The sequence below is a fragment of the Ammoniphilus sp. CFH 90114 genome (assembly GCF_004123195.1).
Lineage (GTDB): Bacteria > Bacillota > Bacilli > Aneurinibacillales > RAOX-1 > YIM-78166.
The window spans coordinates 62,014-86,180 of sequence record NZ_SDLI01000014.1 but is presented as its reverse complement, the minus strand read 5'-3'; the positions used below and the strand labels follow the sequence as shown (position 1 = coordinate 86,180).

Here is a 24,167-nt window from a genome sequence, read left to right as displayed (position 1 = left end):
GCTAATCTCTAAAAGGGGCAAAAAACACCTGAAATAGCGGAACCATTTCCGGCTATTGGCTTCGAAACCCCAAAGATCAGCTCATTTTTAGCGAATAGCGGAAAATTTTCCGCCTAAAGCCCCCCTTTTCGGGTCGAATCCTGAGATAGCGGAAGAAACTCCGCCTATTTTTGACTTACCCGTTTGGCAAGTTAGGCTAGACGTATCTATCGACCCTGAATCGATAATACTCCACCTCTTGTTCATCCGCACCAATATCTGCCTTTTCTTTGGTAAGCGAGATCTGTTCTTCAATGGTTTCTACCCCTTCCAGGTCTGGAAGAAGCAGGGCATTCTTTTCCCCTTGGATTACGATTAAGCCATATATTTTCGGATCAAGCTGGGTTAGGTTATAAACCCGCTCCTCTTCCCCAAGAACATCCACAGAGTAAACGAGCTGATCGAGCTCCTCTTTCTCCACCGGAAAAAAACGGTCATCTTCCGTGCCGGCTTCAATAGCATTGCGGATAATCTCATCAGCCAAATGATCCATAATGGGGTCAACGGTCCCCATACATCCCCGTAACTGCCCGTGACGCTTGATCGTAACAAAACACCCCGCAGGCTTGTCCAACTCGGGTGGGAGAGGATTCGGCGAAGCGACCAGTAGCCGTTCCCCCACATAGGTTTCCAATGCCGAACGAGCGAGGCGAACGAGAAGGGATTCCTGGCTGCGTATGGCCTTCATCTTCTTTTGATGGACGGCAACGATCTGTGGAAGCAACGATTCGGTCGCAGGGCCAGGTGACATTTTGGCAATAGTATACCCCACTCCGGTAACCCCCTCATAGGAAATGACGCTTCCTGAGAGATGCGTCCCATCGAACATACCAAGCATCAGCGCCATGGAAGGAATTGTATCCTCAGCAGCCCTGTCCCGGAACTCCTGCTCTAGCGTCAGCAGCTCAAGCCAATCATTTCGCTCTATACTCTCAGAGACGACCAAATCAAACCTAGGGCCTTCCTCCCGGAAGCCCTCGGGGGAATCGTCGCTAAGGGCATGCGAGTTGTCCCCGCTTGCAATAATGACAGTTCTTATTCCCCTTTCCCTAAGCGACTTCCCGATTTGAATGCCGGCGAAGTATAAGGACTCTACATCGAGATAACCAGGAGAAATATGAAGCACTTTCCCCCTGTAACCTGCTTCTCGGGCGAAATAAAGAGGGACTAAGGCTCCATAATTCAACTCCATTTCTACGCCAAAGTCATCCTTCTGCTCTTCCGCCATAAAAAAAACCGGACTGCCGCTGGCCTGAGCCTCTTCCACAACCGCCATAGCGAGATCTTCATCTGTAGAAAACTCCAGATCCAGTAGGGAATCAAAAGCTTGGAGGTTACCCTTCAAGGATGTTCCTCCCATCACCGTGACGGCATCCTCAAACATAATCCCATGAGGAGAGATGATGACGAGAAGTTCTGGATCAGCGGATGCCACCTCCGAAGCCATGGTCCTCATGGCCGCTTCGGTTTGAGCAATCTGCTTCAGCTCATCCCCGCCAATATCCGGTATAAGCAAAGGGGGATGTGGAACTAAGGCTCCAAACAATATGGACGTATTCATGATTTCCCTCCATTGCCCTTAAGCTTCGACACTGTTCCTTTTGCTCCATAGAATAGAAAGCCAAGGGCTTTTTCTTGAATCTGATGAGGCTTGCTCATTTGATGTCTAAAACTTCTATTCTTCCATTATGCTCGCTTCCGGGTAAAGTCAACCCTGCGGATCGTTAATAGAAAGCTCGGCAATTTTTCTAGTATTTTAATGCAGGGAGTTCAGATAGGAGATGGACTACGAGACTAACCGTGTACAAGATGGGGCGCGGTTTTTGTAGTTATTGGGATGTCGTATTCAAGGGGTTACTCTGCTTCATCTCTTGTATGGATAAATTCAAACTGTAGTTTCCGTGTTCCAGAAGTTGATCAAGGAAATGATTCAATTGCTCTTGGGATTTGACTTTTATTTTTAAGTGGTAACAACCTACACCGGAGATTCGGTGGGCTTCAACCACCTCGCCTCGATCCTGAATAAACCGAATAAATAGATCATGGTTTGCTGTTTTCATATGAACTATGACAAAAGCTGTATACGAAAACCCTAATTTCATTTCATCTATGATTAAGGAGTAGGCTTTAATTACACCATTTTCCTCCAGTTTTTTAATTCGATTTCCCACTGCTTGTCCCGTCATATGAATTTGTTCCCCTAAGTCTTTCCATTGAATCCGTGAATTTGCCATGAGAATCTGGAGGATCTGAAAATCAATTTTATCAAGCTGCATAGAAGTTCCTTTCACCATGAAATGGTTTAATAGAGAAGTGTTTCACCAAGTTATCGATCAAAATGAAGATATGATATATGATTTTATTATAACTTATTCATTGGTGAGGTGGAAAACATGAGTACAGCTTTAATCCTCGTGGATATTCAAAATGACTATTTTCCGAATGGAAAGATGGAACTGAGCAATCCCGTCATAGCAGCCGAAAAAGCAAGTCAAATTCTTACATGGTTTAGACAAAACAACCTTCCTATTTTTCATATTCAGCATATCTCGATTCATGAAGGGGCAGGTTTCTTTCTTCCAAATACGAAGGGAGCCGAAATAAACGAACGCGTTTTACCCTTAGAACAAGAGAGTATAATCATCAAACATACGCCTAATAGCTTTTTTAAGACCGAATTAGAAAGCAAATTAAGAGAACATGGAGTAACCAAGCTCGTCATTTGCGGTATGATGACGCATATGTGCATTGATGCGACCGTGCGTGCTGCCATGGAGTTGGGTTTTGAAAGTACCCTGATTGAAGATGCCTGTTCGACAAGGGACTTAGTTTATCAAGATAAAGTCGTGCCAGCAGATCAAGTTCATTATGCGTTTGTGAGTGCGCTTCATGGAATATATGCTAATGTTGTTTCAACTGAAGGGTTCCTACAACAACAAGGATAATCAAATCAATAACAGAGAGGGTGTAAACCGTCACCCTCCCCTCCTTCGCTTTACCCGCAGCACTTTTTAAACTTCTTCCCACTTCCACATGGACAGGGTTCGTTTCGACCGACTTTTTGGCCGCTCGGAAAATCAATGACTTTGGCATCTGTCCTAGGCAGTGGACGCAACGCGTTCTGCTCCCTATTAGCAAGCTCTTTTGGAGTATACCCCTTTAAAACCCATTGCCTCGTATTATTCATCAACGTAGCGACTTGACCTACCAGCTTCTGAACTTGTTCAAGCTTGTCTATTTTCAGCTCGCTTTGTAGGTAGACTACCATATCTTCGAATTCTTCCCCTTGTAGAATCCCATCCACAACATCTCGCGCAAGCACGTCGGCTTCCTCTCGACTAATGCGGCATTTTTTCTCCATGATTTGCTGGAAGGATTGAAATGCCGGGTTGCGATCCACGTATTCTGGTTTGGCCGCTTGCAGCAGCTGTTCCTTGGAAAAGGGATAGAAATCTAGATTCAATCGACTTCTCTGTTCCATTTTTACCCATTGAGTGTCCATCACACTATAATGTGCAAACCCTGCTTTTTCCTGATTGAATTCTTGATAGTAAGAAGAGGCATCTAAAAGCATGGAAAGGTAGTGACCCTTGTCAAGAGGGTTCGTTGAATGTTGGTTTACTAAGGTTTCCAGTTGATCGAGGCTAAGGACACCATAGTAAAAAAGTAATCCATGTGTGAGCTCAATGAACTCCGTATTTCTCGCTACTTGTTCTTGCAGGGAGAATTCATCCATCTGTCTAAAAGCTTCCGCGATTTCCTGTGGCATAAACAACACTCTGTCATGATCATAAGTTCCTGTAAAAATGAAACCCAGCTTTCTAAAATACTCAACTTGATCATCTTCAAGGTCATAATCAACTAACGATCCGTTTCCGTTAGCTAATCTCTTGAACAAATCATAGCGGGATTGGTCAAAGAATTTAATTTTTTCACCCAGATGAAGGGGAATCTGGCGAACAAGCTCATGAACCAGCTCTGCCTTTGATAGTTTACTAAGGTTCTTTATATTTAAGTTCTTCCTGATCAAAGCCAGTTCATCCTTCGTTAACATAGCCAGAGCATCATGAAAAGACATGGGCAGGAGTACGTTAGCCCAAAGCCTAGCTTCTTGTTTTTGAAGGTACGCTTCCTCCTCAAGCAGCAAGTCCACAAACTTCGAAGCCGCTTGATCTAGCAATTCTTGATCCTGTTTATTCTTTTTCATTGAAAAAAGCACCTACCTTTACCTGTGTGAGTCCACCATCCACTTGTCCATATTCAACTCATTATATCAAAAAAAATGAGGATCACGCAGCACCCGCAAAAACTGGCTACCTCTATCTGCAGGCAGCCATTTTGCAAGTTGCAGGATTATTTTTGTAAGTTCTGCATACAAATTTGCACGAATCGAACCCTTTCTAGCTATTCGCTCCATTAAGTTTTCATCCCTTTCTGAAACCAGAGAAAGAAACGTATGGAACTATATAAATGGATCACAAACACCATGAATAATAAATACATAACCCCATTTTCCATCTCAATTAAGGATGTATACTTCATGGTGAAATAGGCGTACATCGTCATCATGGATGCAAATAACACAATAAAAGAACCTTGAGCCCATTTCTTCCAATCAATGGGGTAATAGAGGGCAAACAACACAAATATGGTTGGATAAACCACAAAATGTCTAGAGAAACTTACATTTGTGGCACTTGAAAATTCTCGAACTGGAAATCTGACCAGATCAAACATCACCAGCAATATTCCTGAAATCCAAGAAAGGGTTTGTGCAAATAGCAGAATGATGATAGCTTGGGGGATCTTCTTCTTTGGTACGAAAAGAAGTAGAAGGATACCAGAAATGAACCAACTACAAACAAGAAAGATGCGCTCAACCGACATGATGTTCACCTTGGATAAGAAATTTGCTATACCAAGTAAAAAAGAAGGTGCAGATATAGAAAGCGATAAGGACCGTGCCAAATGTGTAGTACCAAGTCCAATGGATATATTGTATGAGATCTGTATGCTTCTCAAAAATGACTTCAAAGAGAGTAATTAAAGCGGTGTATCCGATATAGTAAAGTGGCCTCCGATGCCAGGGTTTACTTTTGGGGAGATAGAGTGTAAAGATGACACACAAAACAGGAAATGCCATGAATTCAAATAAGAAGCTTGTTCGATTGGCTTTTTCTACCGCTTCAAACAAAACGACTGGATACTGAATCAAGCCATATTCAACTACAATCAATCCGAAGTACCAATTAAATGTTTGCATAAAAAGAAAGATGACCCATGCTTCTCTTTTTTTGCTTTTAGGTACAAAAACTTTGAGTAGGATTATGGAAATTATCCAAGAAAAAATAATAATACTTCGTTCAAGATTCATGGGGGGTTAACCTCAGTACATGTTTTAAAGTTAATCTAACCATATAAAATGTAAAATATGTTAGACGGTCACGTACAACAGACGTTCCCCGGCTCAGAATTAAGAAGTAGACCACCGAAGTTGCTAGCTCATTCGGTGGTCTATTTCTTTTTGGTCATGTTCAACGAATGTTAATGTGAAGATAGTATACCGGCACCATGCGAAACTTGGATATCCTCTCTCTTAACCCCCGAAGGCTAACCATAAGTTAAACAGGATCACAGCCAGGCCAAGATGAACTAAAGGAATGACAGCTAAAAGCATAGGCTTTTCCTTGCCCTTCCTTGTAAATCGATAAATTAAACAACCTAAATACGTGAGAAAGTAGGTACTCGACACGACAATAAACGAATAAACCACGAACAATAATAAGGCTCCTTCTTCCCCCGTCCTTTCTCCTGCTATCGACATGATATTAGCCATTAAAATAAAAGGTGTAAACAGTAAGGGAATCGCGCCCAAAAGAAATAACAAGTTGCTTACTAAATTTCGCTTCATAAGTTTATTCTCTCCATTGAAAAAACCTTAGTTTATACCATATTATCATCAAAGCTAACAATCTGTGATTAGATCACCCCAAGCTCTCCGGTAATGATTCCCATAACTCAAACTTATTTTCGGATCAACTTTTCGCTCAATTTTATACAGCTCCTTTTCCATATCCCATACGAGGATAAGTTCTGTTCTGTGGAAATCTAATGAAGTTGGATCTTGAGAAAATAAAAAAGAAGGGAGTAAGTGGCTCACTTAGAAGATAAGAAATGTACGTGGGGTGGATAACACGGATATGTTTAAAATAAATGACGGACAGATGGATGGTTTCATTTCAAACCGTAACAACCAAATTCCGAGTTCTGGCCAGTCACATCCAGAGAAACTGTATCACCGGCTTTGCACCATCCTAGATTTTATCCATGAGATCCATGGTTTGTCCTTGTTCTAACGATTTTTGCCGTAGTTCTAACATTATTCTAACGTTTTTAGTCCTTAACACAATGAATCAAGAAAAAGCAGCTGCAGCATCTCATCTAGCTCCCTTCAGGGTAAGGGTACCCATAGCAGGGTCACCTGCTTTGCAGTTTATTTTTACTAAGGTTTGCTCGTTACTGATTGGTAAGTAACTTCTTAATTAACTTAATATCCGTCTCTTGGTCAGATACCTTTTCAGCTAGGCCATCGTGGGCTTCTAACTTTTGGTTCATCTGCTTTAACATACCCATAATATCCTGCGGTTCATTTTCCTCCAAGCGGCCTAAGATAGCCTTAATATCTACAACATCTCCTTCAACACGAGATAGCTTTGTATCCAATGTATCAAATCGGAAATACATATGTGCCCTTGTGTCATGTAGCGCTGTTTCTACACTCCCCATGCGTGTTTCTAGACTCTCTAATTGGTTTTCTACACTCCCCATGCGTGTTTCTAGACTCTCTAATTGGTTTTCTACACTCCCCATGCGTGTTTCTAGACTCCCTATACGAGTTTCTAGACTCTCTAGTTGGTTTTCTACTCCACCCATTCGTATTTCCATGCGATCCATACGTTGGTTCATACTCTTCATTTCTTCGAGAATTTGTTTTAACAGCTCATCAATCATGTTCTCCCCCCTTCCGTACTCAATTATATTCATTATAGCATGATGGAGATTTGAAAGTCATGAAGTGAATACCCCTTTTGATTCAAGGGGGCACTTCGTTCTTTCCAATCTTGGCTAATGTTGTCCAGGAAGGATCTCTTCTTATTCCATACGTTAGAACAGCCAGCATGGCCTTTGCATTATATTTAATCTCACTATGAACTTTCCTCCATCCACTTCTTCTCTCTGCAGTCTGGACATCTCTTTGGAGGGACAAATCCTCGACTCCTAAAATAGGCCTGTTCACCCGGTTCAAACACAGAATGCTCGCCAACAATCCCGGCATTTGAGCCACGCGGACTGATTCGGCCTGACCACGAAGGCCTCCGCTATTTTTTTCATGATCTCATCTAGTGTAATAGAGTGAAAAAGCCCGTAGGAGGGGTTGCTCTGAAGCTCCAATTCCAACACTTTCTTTTCTCTTGATCCTTTTAAAATCTTCGATAGAAGCGTCCGCCCCCCGGTAGCAATGATACTATCAGCGGCACGCAGGATGATGCGAATTTCCTCTTGGGTTAAAGGTTGCATAATCATACTACCTCCTTACTCCTATATTCTTCGGATGATCTTGTACCCTCTATTCTTCCAGTATGCTCGCATCTGCCTCAAGTCAACCCTACTAATGGTAATCGTTCCTTTCAGGCAGTCGACCTACTAAAACTGTCCACTCCATTCATAGAGTTGAATCATAGTATGGATTGTAAGAAGGGGTTCCAAATCCAAACTTTGAAGAAAGGTGGTGACAGGGTGGGTAAATCATCTAAAAAAAAGAGATTGAAACAGCTTATTGGTGTGCCAACTTCAGCAGTAAGGACATCGGCCAATTTCATAGGTATATGATTTTGTAACCATCCATTTTAGAAATCATAAAATATATTACATACCGTTTTGTCCTATTAGATTAATAGGAGTAAGGAGCAGTCAAATGAAAATAACCATAGGGATTACTACTTTCAATAGAAAAAAGTATTTAATAAAACTTCATCAGTCTCTTTCGATGTCTCAGGGTATTGAGACTTGCAACCTACGTATTTATGATGATTGCAGCAGTGAGTTTAATGTTCTATATTTACAAAAACTTTTTCCAAATGCTCGAGAAATCATCCGTAGAAGTAAAAACATCGGTCCTGATCGTAACATGAGACAAATGTATGTGGACTTTCTAGCAACCCATGATGACATTCTAGTAACAATGGATGCAGATTTAATATGTCATCCCCATTGGATTCATTTTTTAAGGGATCATTTTCATCACACCGATGGCATTATGAGTCTTTATCATTCCGTACTCCACCCTCCGACTGCTACGAGGATCATCAATGGCAAGGAATTCTTAGAAAAAGAGCATATTGGTTCTGCAGGAGCCGTGATGTCAAGAGAGGTTATACAAGATATCGTCAACCACCTGCCTCCGAGTCATGCATATGATTGGAAGTGGTCGGCTTATTTGAGGAAAAAAGGGCTAAAGATATTGGTTTCTAAACAAAGCTATTTCCAACATATCGGTCTTAAAGGCAGCAATTGCAATGGGATTCGCACTGTTGAATATGGTTTGAATTTTGACCCCCTTCATAAAATAAATAGACAGTTTATACTAGAGTTATATCAAGAATATAAAAAGCTGAACCCCAAATCAAAATTAGATGTAAGACAATTTGGAAGATGGTAAGGAAGACGGCTTTGGACATTGGGATGCCTCCCCTGTTTATTGGGGGACGGGGAGGATTATGGAAGACTCGTTTTTGAGATACTGATTAAAGTGCTATACTAAATTCGGACTTGGGAAAGAGGTAAAAACCGCATGAAAATTATTGTTACCAGTATATTCGTACAAGATCAAGACAAGGCACTGGACTTTTATTCAGAAACCCTCGGTTTTGTAAAAAAGCATGATGTTCCCGCAGGAGAATTTAGGTGGATAACACTAGTTTCTCCCGAGGACGAAGAAGGTACCGAACTTCTGCTCGAACCGAATAACCATCCAGCCGCCAAAGAGTATCAAAAGAAAATATTTGCTGAAGGCATCCCAGCCACCATGTTTGGTGTTGCAGATATTCATAAAGAGTACGAACGCTTATCGGAAAACGGCGTGAAGTTTACGATGGAACCGACCAAAATGGGCGAAGTCACCATAGCTGTCTTTGACGATACATGCGGCAACCTTATTCAGATCGTGCAGAAGTAACTTTTAATTAACCCTATCCTAATTTTAGGACAGGGTTATACATACTTAAGGTTTAATGGTCCCCAAGTTATACCGAGTTTGTTTTATTTCGTTATAACGATTTTGGTAAAATTAAAACTATGGGGAAGCGATGTCGAGCACTCTCTTTTTGTTCAGCTAAACAGGCATGAGCTCAAAGTTATACTGATAGCGGGACAAATTCGGACAAAGTTAGGGCTGAAAGGCTCGAGTCTGTCAGAATACCAGCCTCATTCGGACAGCCCAAGCCTCAAACAGCTCGAGCCTGTCAGAATATCAGCCTCATTCGGACAGCTCAAGCTCCAAACAGCTCGAGGCTGTCTGAATAACAGCCTTATTCGGACAGCCCAAGCCTCAAACAGCTTGAGTCTGTCCGAATACCAGCCTTATTCGGACAGCCCAAGCCTCAAACAGCTCGAGGCTGTCAGAATACCAGCCTCATTCGGACAGCTCAAGCTCCAAACAGCTCGAGCCTGTCAGAATATCAGCCTCATTCGGACAGCTCAAGCTCCAAACAGCTCGAGTCTGTCTGAATACCAGCCTCATTCGGACAGCCCAAGCCTCAAACAGCTTGAGTCTGTCCGAATATCAGCCTCATTCGGACAGCTCAAGCTCCAAACCGCTCTCGTCTGTCTGAATACCAGCCTCATTCAGACAGACTCATTCGGACAGCCCAAGCCTCAAACAGCTCAAGTCTGTCTGAATACCAGCCTCATTCGGACAGCCCAAGCCCCAAACAGCTCGAGTCTGTCTGAATACCAGCCTCATTCGGACAGCCCAAGCCTCAAACAGCTTGAGTCTGTCCGAATATCAGCCTCATTCGGACAGCTCAAGCTCCAAACCGCTCTCGTCTGTCTGAATACCAGCCTCATTCAGACAGACTCATTCGGACAGCCCAAGCCTCAAACAGCTCAAGTCTGTCTGAATACCAGCCTCATTCGGACAGCCCAAGCCTCAAACAGCTCGAGTCTGTCTGAATACCAGCCTCATTCGGACAGCCCAAGCCTCAAACAGCTTGAGTCTGTCCGAATACCAGCCTCATTCGGACAGCGCAAGCTCCAAACAGCTCGAGTCTGTCACAATTTAGCCTCAGAATAGGATCGTCGACAATACCATATAGAAAAGGAGTGAAATGAAGTGTCTGAAATAAATCAATATATCGACCAGGTGGAATCGAAATGGAAGGACTCATTCTTAACATTAAAAAAGGTCATTGATCAACATATTCCAAGTGGTTTCGAAATGGAAATGCAAAATGGTATACCTTCTTACGTGGTCCCTTTAACTACTTACCCAGATGGATACCATTGTAAAAGGGATACCCCTTTACCGTTTATAAGTATTGCAGCACAAAAGAATCATATCGCTGTCTATCATATGGGGATGTATGCTGATCAAGAATTGTTGACTTGGTTTGAGAAAGAGTACCCTAATCATATGGCTACTAAATTAAATATGGGAAAAAGCTGCATTCGATTTACAAATCCTAGTAAAATCCCTTTTCAGCTTATTGGTGAACTCGTTTCTAAATTGACAGTAGAAGATTGGATTAGAATATATGAAGGAAGGACGGACTAACTCCTTCCAAGGAGGTACATTCTTAATATCAAAGGAGATTACGATGGAGGATCAATGGAAGATTTCTACATATGACCCAGAATGGAAAGTTCTGTTTGTGGATATAGCTTCAAAATTAAGAACTTCTTTGGGAGATTTGGCCATTCGTATTGATCATGTCGGCTCAACTTCGGTTGTTGATTTGGATGCAAAGCCAGTTATTGATATCCAAATTTCTATAGAAAATTACGATGATATATCCACCTATAAGCCTAAGATTGAACAAGTGGGGTTCGTATTAAGGGAAGAGAATCCAGACAAAACAAAGAAGTATTTTCGGGAAGCACCAGGCACTCGAAGAACTCATATTCACGTCAGGCAAGCAGGTAGTTTTTCAGAACAAATTACATTACTCTTTAGAGACTATTTACGAGTACACCCTGGTGATTGTTTAAGGTACGCTCAAGAAAAACATCGACTAATGGCACTTTATAAGAATGAACGGCCGAAATATGTGGAAGGAAAAGGACCTATTGTTTGGGATATTATACAAAAAGCTTATAGCTGGTCACAAGAAGTAGGATGGACCCCCCCTATTACTGATATGTAATAAAGAACCTTTTTCCGAGGGAACACTCACATTGGGTTAGTCAACAACAACATTTTTCCTTAGAAATTTGTTGACAAATAATTTTATTTATGTTATAATAAAATCTTTTACTATTTACTTTTTAAAAATGCTGTAATAATATAATTCTATTGCTTCTTGGAATAACAAAATTTGCCAAGGGAGAGAATTTATGAATATTTCAAATGGTGTAGCGATGCTAGAATTAAAAATTCAACAGTTTGTTTTGAACCCAACGTTGATCTGGGACAATGAAACGGCCGTTTTGATTGATGCAGGGATGCCCGGACAATGGGATCTAATCCGAACGGCAATGGCTGAAGCGGGAGTTGCTTTTGATAAGTTAAAAGTCGTCATCCTAACGCATCAAGATTTAGATCACATTGGCAGTCTTCCTGAGATTCTAAACCAAGCCCCACATGAAATTGAAGTATATGCACACAAGCTCGATAAACCCTATATTGAAGGTGAACTCCACCTCATGAAAACAGACCCAAGCCGAATGAATAAAGAGGCATGGGCATCCGTACCAGAACAACTGAAACCCTTATATGAAAATCCTCCAAAATCAAAAGTAAACCAAACCTTAGAGGATGGTCAAGTGCTGCCTTATTGCGGCGGTATTCAAGTAATTTTTACACCAGGTCACACCCCGGGCCATATCAGCCTTTATTTAGAACAGAGCAAAACGCTTGTAGCTGGTGATGCCTTGGTATGTGTGGATGGGAAATTACGCGGGCCTATTGAGCAGACGACGCCGGACATGAATACAGCACTCCAATCTATTACTAAACTACAAAACTTCGATACTCAATCTATCATTTGTTACCACGGCGGCTTATGTCATTCCAATGTAAAAGAGCAACTCAAAAATATAGGGGTTCCATATCCTTTCATATAATAGAAAACAGGAGGTATTTTTATTTTAGTAAATATGAATAAGCAGTTGTTCAAATCGTTGGATAATAGCAAACTTGGATGGGCATGTATGTCACCCATCATGGAACCGCTTCGCGGCAAAGACCCTATTCTAAAGTCACAAGTATATTCAGAACTAACTCCAAGTCAGCAGGATCTTTTTATGTTTTATGCGTATTACAATCATGCCAAACATTCACTTGCTGAGTATTATTGGTGGACTGCTTACTATCTTGCCCAACCCAAAATATGGACAGAAATCAAGTTGAGGCTAAGGAATTTTGGGGATGAGAACATCGTAGGATTACTGGAGGAAACAGAAGAAGTGCTTCAAAAGTGGAGCCACCCCAGAAGTATGGAATCATTTGATGTTTCCGTTAACGATCTCGAAAATGATTCGTTGCTTCGGGAGTCCTTGAGTCCGCTCTACAGCCATTTCCAAAAAATCACTCCATTCACACTCAATCAAATAGGCATATATATTCGAAAACATCCTGAAGAATTTATTCTGGTGGAAACACAACAACAAATAAAGGAAAATGTAACCAATTCAGATTATCCTTCGTCTTAACTTGTGTTAAGAATTAACCTAACCAGATGGAGGAAAAGAAAGATGAAGTCCTGGAATAAAGCAGTCCTATCCCTACTAGCTGCTAGCTTGCTAGCAACCGCCCAACCTGTTTTCGCAGAGGAAGCGCCTGCGCAAAAAGTTGAGCAGCAACAAACTTTACCGAAAGAAGTGCAAGCATCTTTGGACAAGTTGCTGGAGGCCTTTCCGGAAATGAAAAAGATGGGGATTCGTGATCAGAGCTATCTACCAGAAAATGATTTTCAACCTGCTGGGTGGTATTTTGGGTTTGATAGCAGACCAGAGCAGCCAGTTGAAGGCAAATTCTATGGAAATGGCCATGTGAAGATCGATGAGAGCGGCCTTTTACGCAACATGCACCTGCAATTACCGGAGTGGGCAGCCAGTGAAGCTCCCGATCACGAAAAAGCCAAGGCTCATGCCCAAAAATTCCTAGAGGAGACGCTTGGCGAGGAGAAAGCAAAGGAATATCAAATCTCCCATGTTTATTCCGGCAGCTCGAGTTCGATGGATGATCATGGAAACAGCCTGTCCTGGACAGCAGCTGGTGTACAGTTTGAACGGCTCATTAACGGCATTCCCTTTCATGGGGACAGCATTCATATTGAGGTAGATTCCCAAGGCCATATCGCTAGCTATCAACGAAATGAAATGAAGGACATAGCGTTAGACAAGTTTCCTTCTCCCTCCAAAGCCATATCTAGTGAAGAAGTTCATAAAATCTATCGCGAAAAAATGGAGATGAAGCTTGCTTACAATGGCCATCAGCCGGTCAGCTCCTGGATGGGGGCAACGGACAAGAAGGTTGAAACCAAGTCCGTCTTGAAATATGAACCAAACTGGGCATGGCAGCTCAATGCCTTAACAGGGGAAGAAGCAACATCTTGGGATCATGCCCTAAGGCCAAAAGAACAGAAAATCAACTTGAACTCCCAAGGGAAAATACTAACCATTCAGTCGGAAGAGGAATTTAGACAAGTCCTGAAAGAAGAGTTTGACTTTGATTCAATGGATCTTGTTTTTGAGCAGCGTGTTGAGAGACATCAGCCTTATGCTGATGTGGAGATTATCAATTATGAGCTACGTCCCGATTATAAGCGAGAAACGTCAAAAAGAAAGTCCCAAAGCCACGCGTTCGCTTCAGTCAATAAGAACACAGGGCAAGTGCTGCATATTAACCTTCATTCCGAGAAAATGACGATTCCCGAGACCAAGATCAGCGAAGAAGATGCAGTTAAAACCGCATTGGAGGTTCTGGGTCAATACGCTCCAACCAACGTCAAAGAGATGATCATGATGGTTCAATCCTTTGACCAGCCGCCAGTTCCATCTTGGGTGGATGAAAGCAGGCTGCCTAAAGAAGCAAGAATCCGCCAGATGCCGAAGGAATACCATATTAATTTTAGCGAGCTCCACCAGGGAATCCCTGTTCATGATCGCTCTTATCATGTCACAATAGATGGCGCAACCGGACAACTAACAGGATTTGGCATTCCGTCCTATGCGGCTAGCAAGCTTCCAGAAGGGAAACCCGCTATCTCAGCAGAGGAAGCTAAAGACATTTATTTGGAAAAGCACCCACTGGTATTGCGCTACATCTGGGAAGAATACATGGGACAAAAAGCACCTGCACCTCAGCTGGTTTACCAGCCTCAGTATCCTTCCCATCCGAGCTATCTGGATGCGTTAACAGGAAAGGTCGTTGAATCGAAAGAGTAAGCTGACAAAATAAAACTACGCTCTGAGATCATCTGTCTCAGAGCTACCAACGGACATTTTCTGTTTCTCCCCTGAAGAGCTTTCCATCATAAATTCCTTCTTTCCATAATATTTGACCTCTGTCTGACAAAGCCTCAATCTTTAAGGGGGCGGGGTCAGCGTTTTCCAAAGTATCAAAATAGGTAAACCAAACCCTACCTTGTTCTGTTTCAATTATTTTTGCTTGTTCACTTAATGTTTCTTGTCTTACCATCACCTTTTTTATCTCATCATTAGTAACGATCCCTGCAAATGTAACAATTGGAATGTTAGGGTCATTACTCATTGTCCAAGTAAAGCCATCTTTTGGGTTCAATTCAGCATTTCCACTCATGTTCCAATATCCCAACTTCCTTGAGAACAACGCATGACGGAATCCCGACTCATCTTTAAACAACATCATGATTCCTCTGTCCAATTCTTCTTTATGAAGGACGACAATAGATTCTGCATAGGGGGCTTTTCCCATAAATTGATCCATTATTTTATCATTATTCGATAAAGAACATCCTGCTAAGATTGTTAAAAAAATAAGTAATATCATTATTCTTTTCACTTTCCCTCCCCCTCCCTTCTATTGGTAATTCTAACATATTTATTGCCAAATAAATGAATAAGAACAGTTCAATGCGAATACTCTCTATTTAACCTAGCCGATTAACATGTGGTGTATCTTTATTCCTTTTCATTTCAAGGCTAGAAATTCCACTAACCATAAAAAGGAAGGCATTAGCCCAGAATATCAGGATAAAGCCCAAAATTGACCCTGCAGAACCAAACAGAAGGGGCATGAGAAATTGGACGATTTTATTGCATGTAAGCCGAATTCCAAGCACTTCGCCTGTTCGACCCTTGGGTGAACAGTTATAGGCCATTACTATCGAAATGGGCTGGGCACAGCCTAATCCGAGTCCCAGGATAAAAGATATAATGACTAATGCTATGAACTGATCAAACAACGGGATTAGTATGAAAGCTACGGCAGAAACGAATAAACAGCCAACCAAGATCTTTTCTTCACGAAAATTTCTAGCAAGAGCAGGCATAAATAGTCGAACGACAAAGTATGCTGATGCATTTACACTGAGCACAATGCCGATCATGGAAGCTGAAAACCCGATGTGGTCTCCATAAATAGGAAAATAAAATTCATAGATCCCTACACCTGCTAACAGAACCCCACTGGTTATATAGATTTTTCTTAATGGCCTTGATTGCAAGAGATCCAGAAAACGGTTTTGTGACTCCTCTCCACTATCTACTCCAACGGGAAGGGGTAGCACTTTAAATAGTAGAAATAACCCAGGAATCATGGCCAGGCCAGATAAAAGCAAATAAGCAAGGCGGTAATCAAACAAATCAATGGTAGCACCCGTCAATGCTGGACCAATGATACTTGCAACAGAAATACTTAAACTATTGATGGCGAAATTCTTCGTCCTCGTTTCTTTGGTGCTCATGGCACCCATTAAATTCTGTATCGTTACAAGGACAAAAATCTGGGCAAGACCGAATAAGCATTGGGATACGTACAAAATATAGAGTCTATCATAAAAAATATAAGGCAATATAATGGCAATGCTTCCTCCGAACGACCCTAATAAAAGGGGTAGACGATATCCCAAGCGATCAGACATTCTTCCTGCATAAATGGCAAATATCATAGGAAAGAAAGCAACCAAAGCCACGATGACCCCTAGCTGCAAAGGGGTAGCTTGAAGCTGAATGGCATATAAAGTAGTGATCATGGTGTTTCCACGAGTAGCAATATGAAAAGACACAAATAAAATAACAATCAAATATACCATTCATCCACCTAGATTCCTTTTGAGATTAAATAGGAAAAGGCACGTTTTGCCATGGCAAACCCATGACAAAAACGCACCGATCCATTCTTTTAAAAACAAACTCCATATCGTTTTCCAACCGCCTCAAGCTCATTCATTAATTTATGAGATAAAGGTATACCAAAGGATTCTCTCTCGACTGTTCTCTCTAATTCAATCTCGCCTGGCAAATAGATCTTCTCGAACCCTTCCGCCAAAGGTAGACTTCGTATTTCCGCAATCATTTGATCCATTCGGCCTATAAATTCATCCATATCTTCAAATAAATCGGCACGCATAACAAAGAAAAATTGGCCTACATTTTGTTTTTTATCCAAATCTTTATACAGACTGTTAATATACGGGCCAAATGCAGCTCCCGTAAATAAGCCTGATAAGACCTCAACAAGAAAGGCGATTCCATAGCCTTTCGGTCCACCGACAGGAAGCACCAAACCTTCCAATGCTTCAGCCGGATTATTGGTCGGATTTCCCTCCTTTGAAATGGCCCAACCGAATGGGATCGATTGGTTATTTCTCAATGCAATCGTAATTTTCCCTCTTGCGACCACACTTGTGGCCATATCAAATATAATATCTCGCTCGTTCCCAGCAGGGATGCCATAAGATAATGGATTGGTTCCAAGGTAGCCGACTTTTCCTCCCCAAGGAGCCATACTAGGAGGTGCATTGGTCGTCGCAATTGAGATGCAACCATGCTGAGCGGCATACATGGTGTAATCCGCTAACATTCCGCAGTGGCCTGAACCTCTTACCCCTACGACGGCCAACCCCGTTTCTTTCGCCTTTTCAACCGCTATTTGAATGGCTTCCGTCGCCAAAACGATGCCTAATCCACCTTGACCGTCCATTAACATGGAGGAAGAGGATTCCTTTATAATATCGCCTTTTGTTTTCTTGCTTACAATTCCTAGGTCAAGTCGTTTGGCATATATATCTACTCTACTAACTCCATGGGAATCGACCCCTCTAAGATTCGCAAGGACAAGATGTCTGGCAACAATGTCGGATTGCTCTTCATCCAACCCAACACCTAAAAACACATTTTTCACAAACTGTTCTAATTCTCGCTTAGGAACTCTTACAGTAGAATCGCTCATCTTACATTTCAACATCCTCTGCAACCACGCTCTTATTTCTTACTCCCATATAAATACTAAGGGCAATCATAAGGAGACAAATGGATAATAATGTTGCTGTAATGGGTCTTTGGAAAAAGCCAAAGAAATTTCCATCGAAGATGGTTAAGGATTGCATTAAGGTTTTTTCTAAAATACCGCCTAATACAAAGGTTAAGATAATCGGAGCCAATGGGAACTCTGCCTTGCGTAAAAAGTAACCAAGGATTCCGAATACGAGCATGGCACCAACATCAAACATACTATTGTTTACACTATAAGCTCCTAGCATGGAGACGATGAGGATAATGGGGAAAAGCAGTTTATACGGAACCATGGTAACCTTGGCCCAGATCCCGGCCATTGGAACGTTCATGATCACTAAAATGAGGTTTCCTATAAACATACTGGCAATAACTCCCCAAACAAACTCGGGGTTATTTTGGAATAACGTAGGGCCTGGTGTAAGACCATGCATAATAAACGCACCCAATAGAACGGTAATCGCTGGTGATGTCGGAATTCCTAGCGTAAACAAAGGAATCAATGCACCTCCGCAATAGGCATTGTTCGCCGTCTCCGGACCTGCAACTCCTTCCACTGCCCCATTACCAAAACGGGAGGGATCCTTTGCCAATTTTTTTTCTATCGAGTAACTCATGATCGTAGGGATGACAGAATTCGTTCCCGGAATGAGTCCAATCAAAAATCCTAAAACACTTCCTCTTCCGATGGATTTTAAGGTAGGATTCCATTCATCCCGTCTTGGTAATACTCCTTTAATTTTAGGCGGAATTTCTGCTTTTTTATTTAGATTTTCTTCGGCATTCACAAATAGTTCAGATAATCCGAAAAGTCCCATCGCGATGGAAATAAAATTGAAGCCACTTTCAATATTCGGTTCTCCAAACGTAAAGCGTATTACCCCGCTTGAAGAATCCATTCCGACTAAGGCCAAAACTAAACCGAAAAGGGCGGCAATAAACCCACGAAGAGGAGACTTGCCCATTAATCCAACCAGTAGAGTTAACCCCACGACGACCAAGGCAAAAAATTCAGGCGGACCAAACTTTAGGGCCTGCTTTACAACCATAGGACCTACGATGACAAGACCGATAATCGCAAATGTCCCACCAATAAAGGAACCAATCCCGGCTATGCCAAGAGCAACCCCCGCTCGTCCTTGCTTAGCCAAAGGGTATCCGTCCATACAAGTAATAACGGAGGCGGTTTCCCCCGGTGCATTGATCAAAACAGAGGTGATCGTTCCACCATACATGGATCCATAATAGATACCTGCCAGCATAATTACCGCAGAAACAGGCTCCATTCCAAAGGTCATCGGAAGAAGGATCGCGGTCCCAGCTGTTGGGCCCAATCCAGGAAGGACTCCTACCAACATTCCGAACGTGACGCCAATGAGACAAAACAATACATTTTGCCATGTCAGTGCGGTTTCAAATCCACTTAATAAATAACCAAAGGCTTCCATAATCCCCCTCCTTTACCATCCTAGACCATTCACAGGGATGGGAACGTTTAAAAGCGTTTTAAAGACCCAAAACAACGTGAAGGTTACAACCGTGGTAAGACCCAATCCAAATTTCCATTTATATCCACGTAAATAAAGAGCAAATAGCATTCCCATGCTTGCGATGATAAAGCCTGTATAAGGAACGATAACAATAAATAAGCCACATGCAATTACACAAGCTAAAACATTTCGAAGCGATTCGCCCTTCGGCAACACTTCTGAAAAAAGGATGATATTTTTTTTAAAAGAAATTACTAGATTAATAATAGCTAGAAAGATTAAGATCCCGCTCGCCCACATCGGCATAAACCCAGGGCCAGGACCAAATTCACTATAATAATCTAAAGAAAGAGATTGGAAAAAGATGATACTGCCAAAGACCAGGAAGAAAACACTCATACAAACCCCAACGTTTTTCAACACATTCGCTCCTTTCGCAAACAATTGCTGCCTAAGCATTGGGTATCTAATTCAATAGGGTTAAACTAGATACCCATAGATAAATTACCAACCGATCAAGCTCTTATATTCCAAAACGGTACTCTCTTCCTTTTTCAATAACTGTTTAAAGTCTTCACCTTTATAGAAAGCAACGTTTAGACCCATTTCCTCCATTTTTTTAATATGCTCTGGATCTTTCAGTGCTTTTTCGAATGCAGACTGGAGCTTTTCCATCACTTGAGGGTCGATTCCTTTAGGTGCTGCAATCCCTCTGATCGAATAATTTTCTACTTCTCCTACTGTCTCTTTTAAAGTCGGAACATCTGGCAACTGAGGAACTCGCTCATTCATGGTTACGGCCAAAACCTTGATCTGCCCATCTTTTTGTGGCTGTACGACTTCTCCAACCTTAGCAACAAGGATGTCTACATGACCACCCATTACAGCCGTTATAGCTTCACCCGTTCCTTCCATATGAACCGGGTTAATTTGAGTTCCAAATTCTCCATTCAATTGCAAAGATACAAAATGATTTCCTGTTCCTACGCCATTGGTAGTCGCCGTTACTTTATTTTTCTTTGCGTATTCAATCAATTCTTCAATGGTAGAGAATCGATTCTCATCCGCTTTAACCGCAATAACCCCTGCATCGACTACGTGGTTGGCGATATAATCAAAGCTATCTAAATTTTCTTTTCGATTTGCAGTCGGATTAAGGTACCCTGTAATGAGACCAGGGGTATTCACATAACCAATCGTATACCCATCAGCCTTGGATCTAAGCAATTCGGAATAACCCGTCCAACCTCCAGCACCAGGCTTGTTCTCTACTACAACGGGAACTCCTAATTCTTTCTCTAAGTACGGAGCTAGGATTCGAGCACCCAAATCCGTTCCTCCACCTGCTTTAAATGACACTGTCAGGGTAATTGGTTTATTTGGAAATTCATCCTTCTTGGCTTCTTGCTTTGGTTCGCTTGATCCAGCCGCAGGAGTAGTTGTATCCGTACCGCCACATCCTACCAACATACCCACGCTTAATGTCATCATCATGAGTGAAGACCATAATTTTTTCATAGTATCCTCCTAATAAACCTTTATTTTTTCAAACTTAATATGTTTTCCGTTTGATGATGAATCGCCTGAATGACTTCAAGCCATGATTCAGGAGTCTTCCCTGCAAATTTTTCTTTTAAGTTATGTTCTGAAATCTGTTTAAGCTTATCTTTGATTGCCCTAGACATGGTAGCATTAAGGTTGGAGGATTCTAGCATTTCAATAGATCCTTCTAATTCGATGGCCCTCCTCAGTGCATGTATCGAAGTGCCTGTCACCAGTCTGTTCATCGTTTGCTCAAAGGTTTTGCCATTCATAGTTTCACTGATGGAGTTAATCACCATATCATCTACATTAAATTCATGGGCAGCCTCCAGCATTTCGATGAGGAGTGCAGGCATTCCCTTCATGAATATACTGCGGATCAACTTTACGGCAGATGCATCACCTGGATTTTCGCTCACTTTGGTGATCTGCATTCCAAAAACGGACATCAACTGAATGAAGGTATCTGTTCCAGTACCGCTTGCAAGAATCGGAACTTGATGCTTATATACCGGCAAAGGTCCCATCATCGCGGCATCAACAAAGCTAATGCCCTTTTCTTTGATATGCTCGCTAATCTTTCGTTTCGTCTCTGGACTAGATGCCGAAACATCGATGTAAACGCAATCACTTTTGAGATGAGATTTAATGCTATCACTGACTTCAAAAGCTTTATCCGCAGGTACAGCCACAATCAACACATTGACACGCTGAACGACCTCTTCTGCAGACCTGAAAAGCTCGACTTGTGCTGTTTGAGCTCGGTTTTGAACCAGTGAACCGTAAGTCGGATGATTCCACATAGGATCATAGGCAACGATATGTTCTAGCCCCTGTTGTTTTAGCCCTGCCGATAATTCAAAGGCAGCCTCTCCGAATCCGATAAATCCTAACTGCATTTTTTGTTTCGCCTCCACTTTTATAGACCATAATGTTTCATTTTTTCTCTTAGCCAAGGCGGCTCAATGGAGCCGCTTTCAATCCCTTGCTTAAGCTTCAACTCATAGTCTGCAATGGCTTCCATCCGTTTCGTTTCATAGTCTAATTTTTTCTCAGCCTTATCCAATACCTCTTCGATCTTGTCCTTGGGAACCACAACGACCCCATCCTCATCCCCAATAATCAAATCACCTGGATGAACCGTCACTCCCCCGCAAGAGATCGGACCATTCAATTCGCCAGGACCGTCTTTCAGAGGACCATTGGGAATAAACCCTTTGGCGAAGATAGGAAAATTTAATTCAGAAAGAGCTACCTTATCACGAACAAGTCCATCAATGACGATTCCTTCTAGCCCAATAGCCTTTGCTGAACCCGCCATTAATTCTCCAAGATAAGCATTGGACGTATGACCCTTCCCGTCAGCAACTAGGACATAGCCTTCTTTACCAGAATAAATGGCCTGATGAAGGAACAAGTTATCTCCTGGTCTCAAACTAACCGTCATAACCGTTCCAACGATTCTCATACCTGAAGCAACTGGCTTTATTTTGTAATCCATTGATCCCGTACATCCCAAGGCATCAGAAAGCAACGTGGTGTTGAGCTTTGTTGCTCTTTCAATAATCACCTCAGATAACAGTGCTGGTAAGCTAATCAATATGAACCCCCCTCTTAAATTTTTCGTCTTTGTTGTAGTAAATATAACAACATTTATATTAAATGTAATATTTATTACAACCTTGAAAGTATAGTAACATCCTATTGTTTAAAAGTAAATAGTTTTCCGAAAATAAAAAAGAACCAACCCTTTTTCATAAGGATCGGTTCCTCTTTCCTGTCATGTTATTTTTATTACATTTCTCGTGGAAGATAACTCAATGCAAATCCTATCAAGCCAGTGATTGCACTTAAGATAAAGGTGGGTTTAGCGAATAAATCGCTACTCAATATAACCCAATCTCCATTCCCAAGCAGGATGCCCAAAAGCTGATTCATCACTAACATAGAGCCGCTTAGAAGCATGGAGACAAGACTAATTCGAAAAAGCAACACAAGTGTTTTCGCCATGTCAATACTCCTTTTACTAGAAAGGTAAGGGCAATAATCCCATCCCAATTAACCAGCCAATGACCACAATGGGAATGACATAGTAAGTGATCAGAGGAATAAACGTTTTTTCTGGCTGCACTTCGGCGAGCCCAGAGGCAATAAAAATCGATCCTGATGCTGGCGGGGATGACCCTTCTGTCGATGCAAAAGTTAGAATAGCGACCACCGCTGCCACAGGATGGACATCAACGGATGCAAGAGCGGCAAAAGATACCATACCAATGGCTGTTACCGTTGCGGTGGACGACAAAGGACCTGCTACTAACGTTACTAAAAGTCCAACCACTAACACCATGAGCCATTTGGGCACCTCCAGCATCCCAATGATCTGATTTAAGTCCTCTGCCAATCCTAACTGACTAAGGACGTGACTTTGAGCGAAGGCAAATAAGAGAATAGCTCCAATAACGGAATAGCGAGGTATCGCATCCTGCAAAAATTTGGACCAGGCCATTGCATTTTTCGGCAATTTTGACCATCCAACCATCAAACTAATCGAAATAATGAAGATCGGAATCCAAGTAATCAGGGAAATTTCGTTTGCTGCCTCCTCTCCAATATTCACCTCTATTATTTCAGCTACGGGCCCAACCGTCATCACAATGGGAATAATGGCACCCCAAAAAACAAGGGTATATTTGCCTCCTACTTTGATAGCTTCCTTAAACGGAAGGGCTTCATCAATCGGGATGGAAATAATCTTTTGTTTACGGACCAAGTACATGATGAGTCCTATTCGATAAAGCACTTGATAAATACCCGCTGTTAACATAGCCATCCACAACGCACTTTCAGAAACAAGAGCAGCTACAGGGGCAAACCCTAGCATGATAAACATGGAGCTACTAGGCGGAAGTGCTGCACCGAGCCCCCCGTTGCCCGCTACTACAGTAGCGGCTAACTCTCTTCTCCAATTCGATTTGATCATCCAATGTGCTGTAAAGGTACCAGTCGCCGCTGTGTTGCCAGAATTAGAACCTGATAGCGAACCCATGAATGCCGATGTTAAGGTATCAATATACGCAGCCCCTCCTGGAACGCGACCAAGAAAGGCATGAAGAATCACCATCAAGCCTTTCAGAATCTCCGCTTTATCAATGAGATAGGCCATAAAAACAAATGCGATCGCAGCGTACATCACTTCATAAGTGGCAGCGAATACTAGCCCATCCCACATCAGTCGAGGTGCATGAACCCCGCCAAACAAGCTGGTAATAACAAAACCTAGAAGCATGGCCTCCCCGATATTCCTTTTTAAAATCACATTCCAACATGTAATAAACCCTATGAATACTAATAATGCCGATAATGCAATCAACATACTACCACTCC

General features: G+C 42.0%; 29 protein-coding genes. 10 read left to right on the top strand and 19 right to left on the bottom strand.

The window, feature by feature from the left end; genetic code table 11:
• Positions 1 to 196: 196 nt before the first annotated feature.
• Together amrA and EIZ39_RS22620 are read right to left on the bottom strand one after the other, a co-directional pair.
• Positions 197 to 1,600: an AmmeMemoRadiSam system protein A gene (gene amrA, locus EIZ39_RS22625; RefSeq protein WP_129203157.1), complete on the bottom strand. Its 1,404-nt coding sequence runs from the start codon at positions 1,598 to 1,600 to the stop codon at positions 197 to 199.
• 268 nt (positions 1,601 to 1,868) lie between these two features.
• Complete coding sequence (locus EIZ39_RS22620; RefSeq protein ID WP_129203177.1) at positions 1,869 to 2,315, bottom strand: Lrp/AsnC family transcriptional regulator; 447 nt, start codon at positions 2,313 to 2,315, stop codon at positions 1,869 to 1,871.
• A gap of 117 nt (positions 2,316 to 2,432) precedes the next feature.
• Here EIZ39_RS22620 and EIZ39_RS22615 point away from each other — a divergent pair, with 117 nt between their 5' ends.
• Positions 2,433 to 2,984 carry a cysteine hydrolase family protein gene (locus EIZ39_RS22615; RefSeq protein ID WP_129203155.1) on the top strand — a complete coding sequence of 184 codons (552 nt, stop codon included), beginning with the start codon at positions 2,433 to 2,435 and terminating at the stop codon, positions 2,982 to 2,984.
• Between the two features lie 50 nt (positions 2,985 to 3,034).
• Here the strand turns inward: EIZ39_RS22615 and EIZ39_RS22610 are convergent, their stop codons facing one another.
• The 4 genes from EIZ39_RS22610 to EIZ39_RS22595 form a co-directional block, all read right to left on the bottom strand.
• Complete coding sequence (locus tag EIZ39_RS22610; RefSeq protein ID WP_129203153.1) at positions 3,035 to 4,246, bottom strand: YecA family protein; 1,212 nt, start codon at positions 4,244 to 4,246, stop codon at positions 3,035 to 3,037.
• Positions 4,247 to 4,455: 209 nt separating this feature from the next.
• The gene (locus tag EIZ39_RS22605; protein ID WP_129203151.1) at positions 4,456 to 4,926 is read right to left on the bottom strand and encodes a CBO0543 family protein; all 471 of its coding nucleotides are present in this window, start codon (positions 4,924 to 4,926) and stop codon (positions 4,456 to 4,458) included.
• Positions 4,916 to 5,413 carry a CBO0543 family protein gene (locus EIZ39_RS22600; protein ID WP_129203148.1) on the bottom strand — a complete coding sequence of 166 codons (498 nt, stop codon included), beginning with the start codon at positions 5,411 to 5,413 and terminating at the stop codon, positions 4,916 to 4,918. Before EIZ39_RS22600 ends, EIZ39_RS22605 begins: the two co-directional genes overlap by 11 nt.
• Positions 5,414 to 5,635: 222 nt before the next feature.
• Complete coding sequence (locus EIZ39_RS22595) at positions 5,636 to 5,950, bottom strand: hypothetical protein (RefSeq protein ID WP_129203146.1); 315 nt, start codon at positions 5,948 to 5,950, stop codon at positions 5,636 to 5,638.
• Between the two features lie 289 nt (positions 5,951 to 6,239).
• On the opposite strand from EIZ39_RS22595, the gene EIZ39_RS26890 reads away from it, so the two are divergent.
• Positions 6,240 to 6,395, top strand: a complete 156-nt coding sequence (locus EIZ39_RS26890; protein ID WP_164985266.1) for a hypothetical protein — start codon at positions 6,240 to 6,242, stop codon at positions 6,393 to 6,395.
• 160 nt (positions 6,396 to 6,555) lie between these two features.
• Here EIZ39_RS26890 and EIZ39_RS22590 read toward each other — a convergent pair whose 3' ends face one another.
• From EIZ39_RS22590 to EIZ39_RS22580, 3 genes are all read right to left on the bottom strand, one after another.
• Positions 6,556 to 7,050: a coiled-coil domain-containing protein gene (locus EIZ39_RS22590; protein WP_129203144.1), complete on the bottom strand. Its 495-nt coding sequence runs from the start codon at positions 7,048 to 7,050 to the stop codon at positions 6,556 to 6,558.
• An 82-nt stretch (positions 7,051 to 7,132) separates the two neighbouring features.
• The gene (locus EIZ39_RS27415; RefSeq protein WP_164985265.1) at positions 7,133 to 7,306 is read right to left on the bottom strand and encodes a hypothetical protein; all 174 of its coding nucleotides are present in this window, start codon (positions 7,304 to 7,306) and stop codon (positions 7,133 to 7,135) included.
• A gap of 35 nt (positions 7,307 to 7,341) precedes the next feature.
• A complete protein-coding gene (locus tag EIZ39_RS22580) occupies positions 7,342 to 7,617 on the bottom strand; it encodes an RQC domain-containing protein (RefSeq protein ID WP_240675911.1) in 276 nt (91 codons plus the stop codon).
• Positions 7,618 to 8,014: 397 nt separating this feature from the next.
• On the opposite strand from EIZ39_RS22580, the gene EIZ39_RS22575 reads away from it, so the two are divergent.
• The 8 genes from EIZ39_RS22575 (at position 8,015) to EIZ39_RS22540 (ending at position 14,703) form a co-directional block, all read left to right on the top strand.
• A complete protein-coding gene (locus EIZ39_RS22575) occupies positions 8,015 to 8,758 on the top strand; it encodes a glycosyltransferase family 2 protein (protein WP_129203140.1) in 744 nt (247 codons plus the stop codon).
• A gap of 132 nt (positions 8,759 to 8,890) precedes the next feature.
• A complete protein-coding gene (locus EIZ39_RS22570) occupies positions 8,891 to 9,274 on the top strand; it encodes a VOC family protein (RefSeq protein WP_129203138.1) in 384 nt (127 codons plus the stop codon).
• Between the two features lie 78 nt (positions 9,275 to 9,352).
• Positions 9,353 to 10,390 carry a hypothetical protein gene (locus tag EIZ39_RS22565; protein WP_164985264.1) on the top strand — a complete coding sequence of 346 codons (1,038 nt, stop codon included), beginning with the start codon at positions 9,353 to 9,355 and terminating at the stop codon, positions 10,388 to 10,390.
• Positions 10,391 to 10,429: 39 nt separating this feature from the next.
• Entirely contained in the window at positions 10,430 to 10,870 is a 441-nt protein-coding gene (locus EIZ39_RS22560; RefSeq protein WP_129203134.1) for a DUF1801 domain-containing protein, read from the top strand.
• A gap of 43 nt (positions 10,871 to 10,913) precedes the next feature.
• Positions 10,914 to 11,459: a GrpB family protein gene (locus EIZ39_RS22555; RefSeq protein WP_129203132.1), complete on the top strand. Its 546-nt coding sequence runs from the start codon at positions 10,914 to 10,916 to the stop codon at positions 11,457 to 11,459.
• Positions 11,460 to 11,649: 190 nt separating this feature from the next.
• On the top strand, positions 11,650 to 12,378 hold the full coding sequence (locus EIZ39_RS22550) for an MBL fold metallo-hydrolase (protein WP_129203130.1): 729 nt from the start codon (positions 11,650 to 11,652) through the stop codon (positions 12,376 to 12,378).
• Between the two features lie 87 nt (positions 12,379 to 12,465).
• Positions 12,466 to 12,966 (top strand): hypothetical protein, encoded by a 501-nt coding sequence (locus EIZ39_RS22545; protein ID WP_164985263.1) that lies wholly within the window; start codon positions 12,466 to 12,468, stop codon positions 12,964 to 12,966.
• 42 nt (positions 12,967 to 13,008) lie between these two features.
• Complete coding sequence (locus tag EIZ39_RS22540; RefSeq protein ID WP_129203126.1) at positions 13,009 to 14,703, top strand: YcdB/YcdC domain-containing protein; 1,695 nt, start codon at positions 13,009 to 13,011, stop codon at positions 14,701 to 14,703.
• 43 nt (positions 14,704 to 14,746) lie between these two features.
• Here EIZ39_RS22540 and EIZ39_RS22535 read toward each other — a convergent pair whose 3' ends face one another.
• From EIZ39_RS22535 to EIZ39_RS22490, 10 genes are all read right to left on the bottom strand, one after another.
• Positions 14,747 to 15,298 (bottom strand): putative periplasmic lipoprotein, encoded by a 552-nt coding sequence (locus tag EIZ39_RS22535; protein ID WP_129203124.1) that lies wholly within the window; start codon positions 15,296 to 15,298, stop codon positions 14,747 to 14,749.
• A gap of 88 nt (positions 15,299 to 15,386) precedes the next feature.
• Entirely contained in the window at positions 15,387 to 16,550 is a 1,164-nt protein-coding gene (locus tag EIZ39_RS22530; RefSeq protein ID WP_129203123.1) for an MFS transporter, read from the bottom strand.
• Between the two features lie 89 nt (positions 16,551 to 16,639).
• The gene (locus EIZ39_RS22525) at positions 16,640 to 17,689 is read right to left on the bottom strand and encodes an Ldh family oxidoreductase (protein WP_164985262.1); all 1,050 of its coding nucleotides are present in this window, start codon (positions 17,687 to 17,689) and stop codon (positions 16,640 to 16,642) included.
• Between the two features lies 1 nt (position 17,690).
• Positions 17,691 to 19,199 carry a tripartite tricarboxylate transporter permease gene (locus EIZ39_RS22520; protein ID WP_129203119.1) on the bottom strand — a complete coding sequence of 503 codons (1,509 nt, stop codon included), beginning with the start codon at positions 19,197 to 19,199 and terminating at the stop codon, positions 17,691 to 17,693.
• Between the two features lie 12 nt (positions 19,200 to 19,211).
• Positions 19,212 to 19,661: a tripartite tricarboxylate transporter TctB family protein gene (locus tag EIZ39_RS22515; RefSeq protein WP_164985261.1), complete on the bottom strand. Its 450-nt coding sequence runs from the start codon at positions 19,659 to 19,661 to the stop codon at positions 19,212 to 19,214.
• An 84-nt stretch (positions 19,662 to 19,745) separates the two neighbouring features.
• A complete protein-coding gene (locus tag EIZ39_RS22510) occupies positions 19,746 to 20,759 on the bottom strand; it encodes a tripartite tricarboxylate transporter substrate binding protein (RefSeq protein ID WP_129203116.1) in 1,014 nt (337 codons plus the stop codon).
• Between the two features lie 20 nt (positions 20,760 to 20,779).
• Positions 20,780 to 21,682 (bottom strand): NAD(P)-dependent oxidoreductase, encoded by a 903-nt coding sequence (locus EIZ39_RS22505; RefSeq protein WP_129203173.1) that lies wholly within the window; start codon positions 21,680 to 21,682, stop codon positions 20,780 to 20,782.
• Positions 21,683 to 21,702: 20 nt separating this feature from the next.
• Entirely contained in the window at positions 21,703 to 22,383 is a 681-nt protein-coding gene (locus EIZ39_RS22500; RefSeq protein WP_129203114.1) for an RraA family protein, read from the bottom strand.
• A gap of 194 nt (positions 22,384 to 22,577) precedes the next feature.
• Positions 22,578 to 22,793, bottom strand: coding sequence for a hypothetical protein (locus tag EIZ39_RS22495; protein ID WP_129203112.1), 216 nt, complete (start codon positions 22,791 to 22,793; stop codon positions 22,578 to 22,580).
• Between the two features lie 16 nt (positions 22,794 to 22,809).
• Positions 22,810 to 24,156 (bottom strand): TRAP transporter large permease subunit, encoded by a 1,347-nt coding sequence (locus EIZ39_RS22490; RefSeq protein WP_164985260.1) that lies wholly within the window; start codon positions 24,154 to 24,156, stop codon positions 22,810 to 22,812.
• Positions 24,157 to 24,167: the final 11 nt, after the last annotated feature.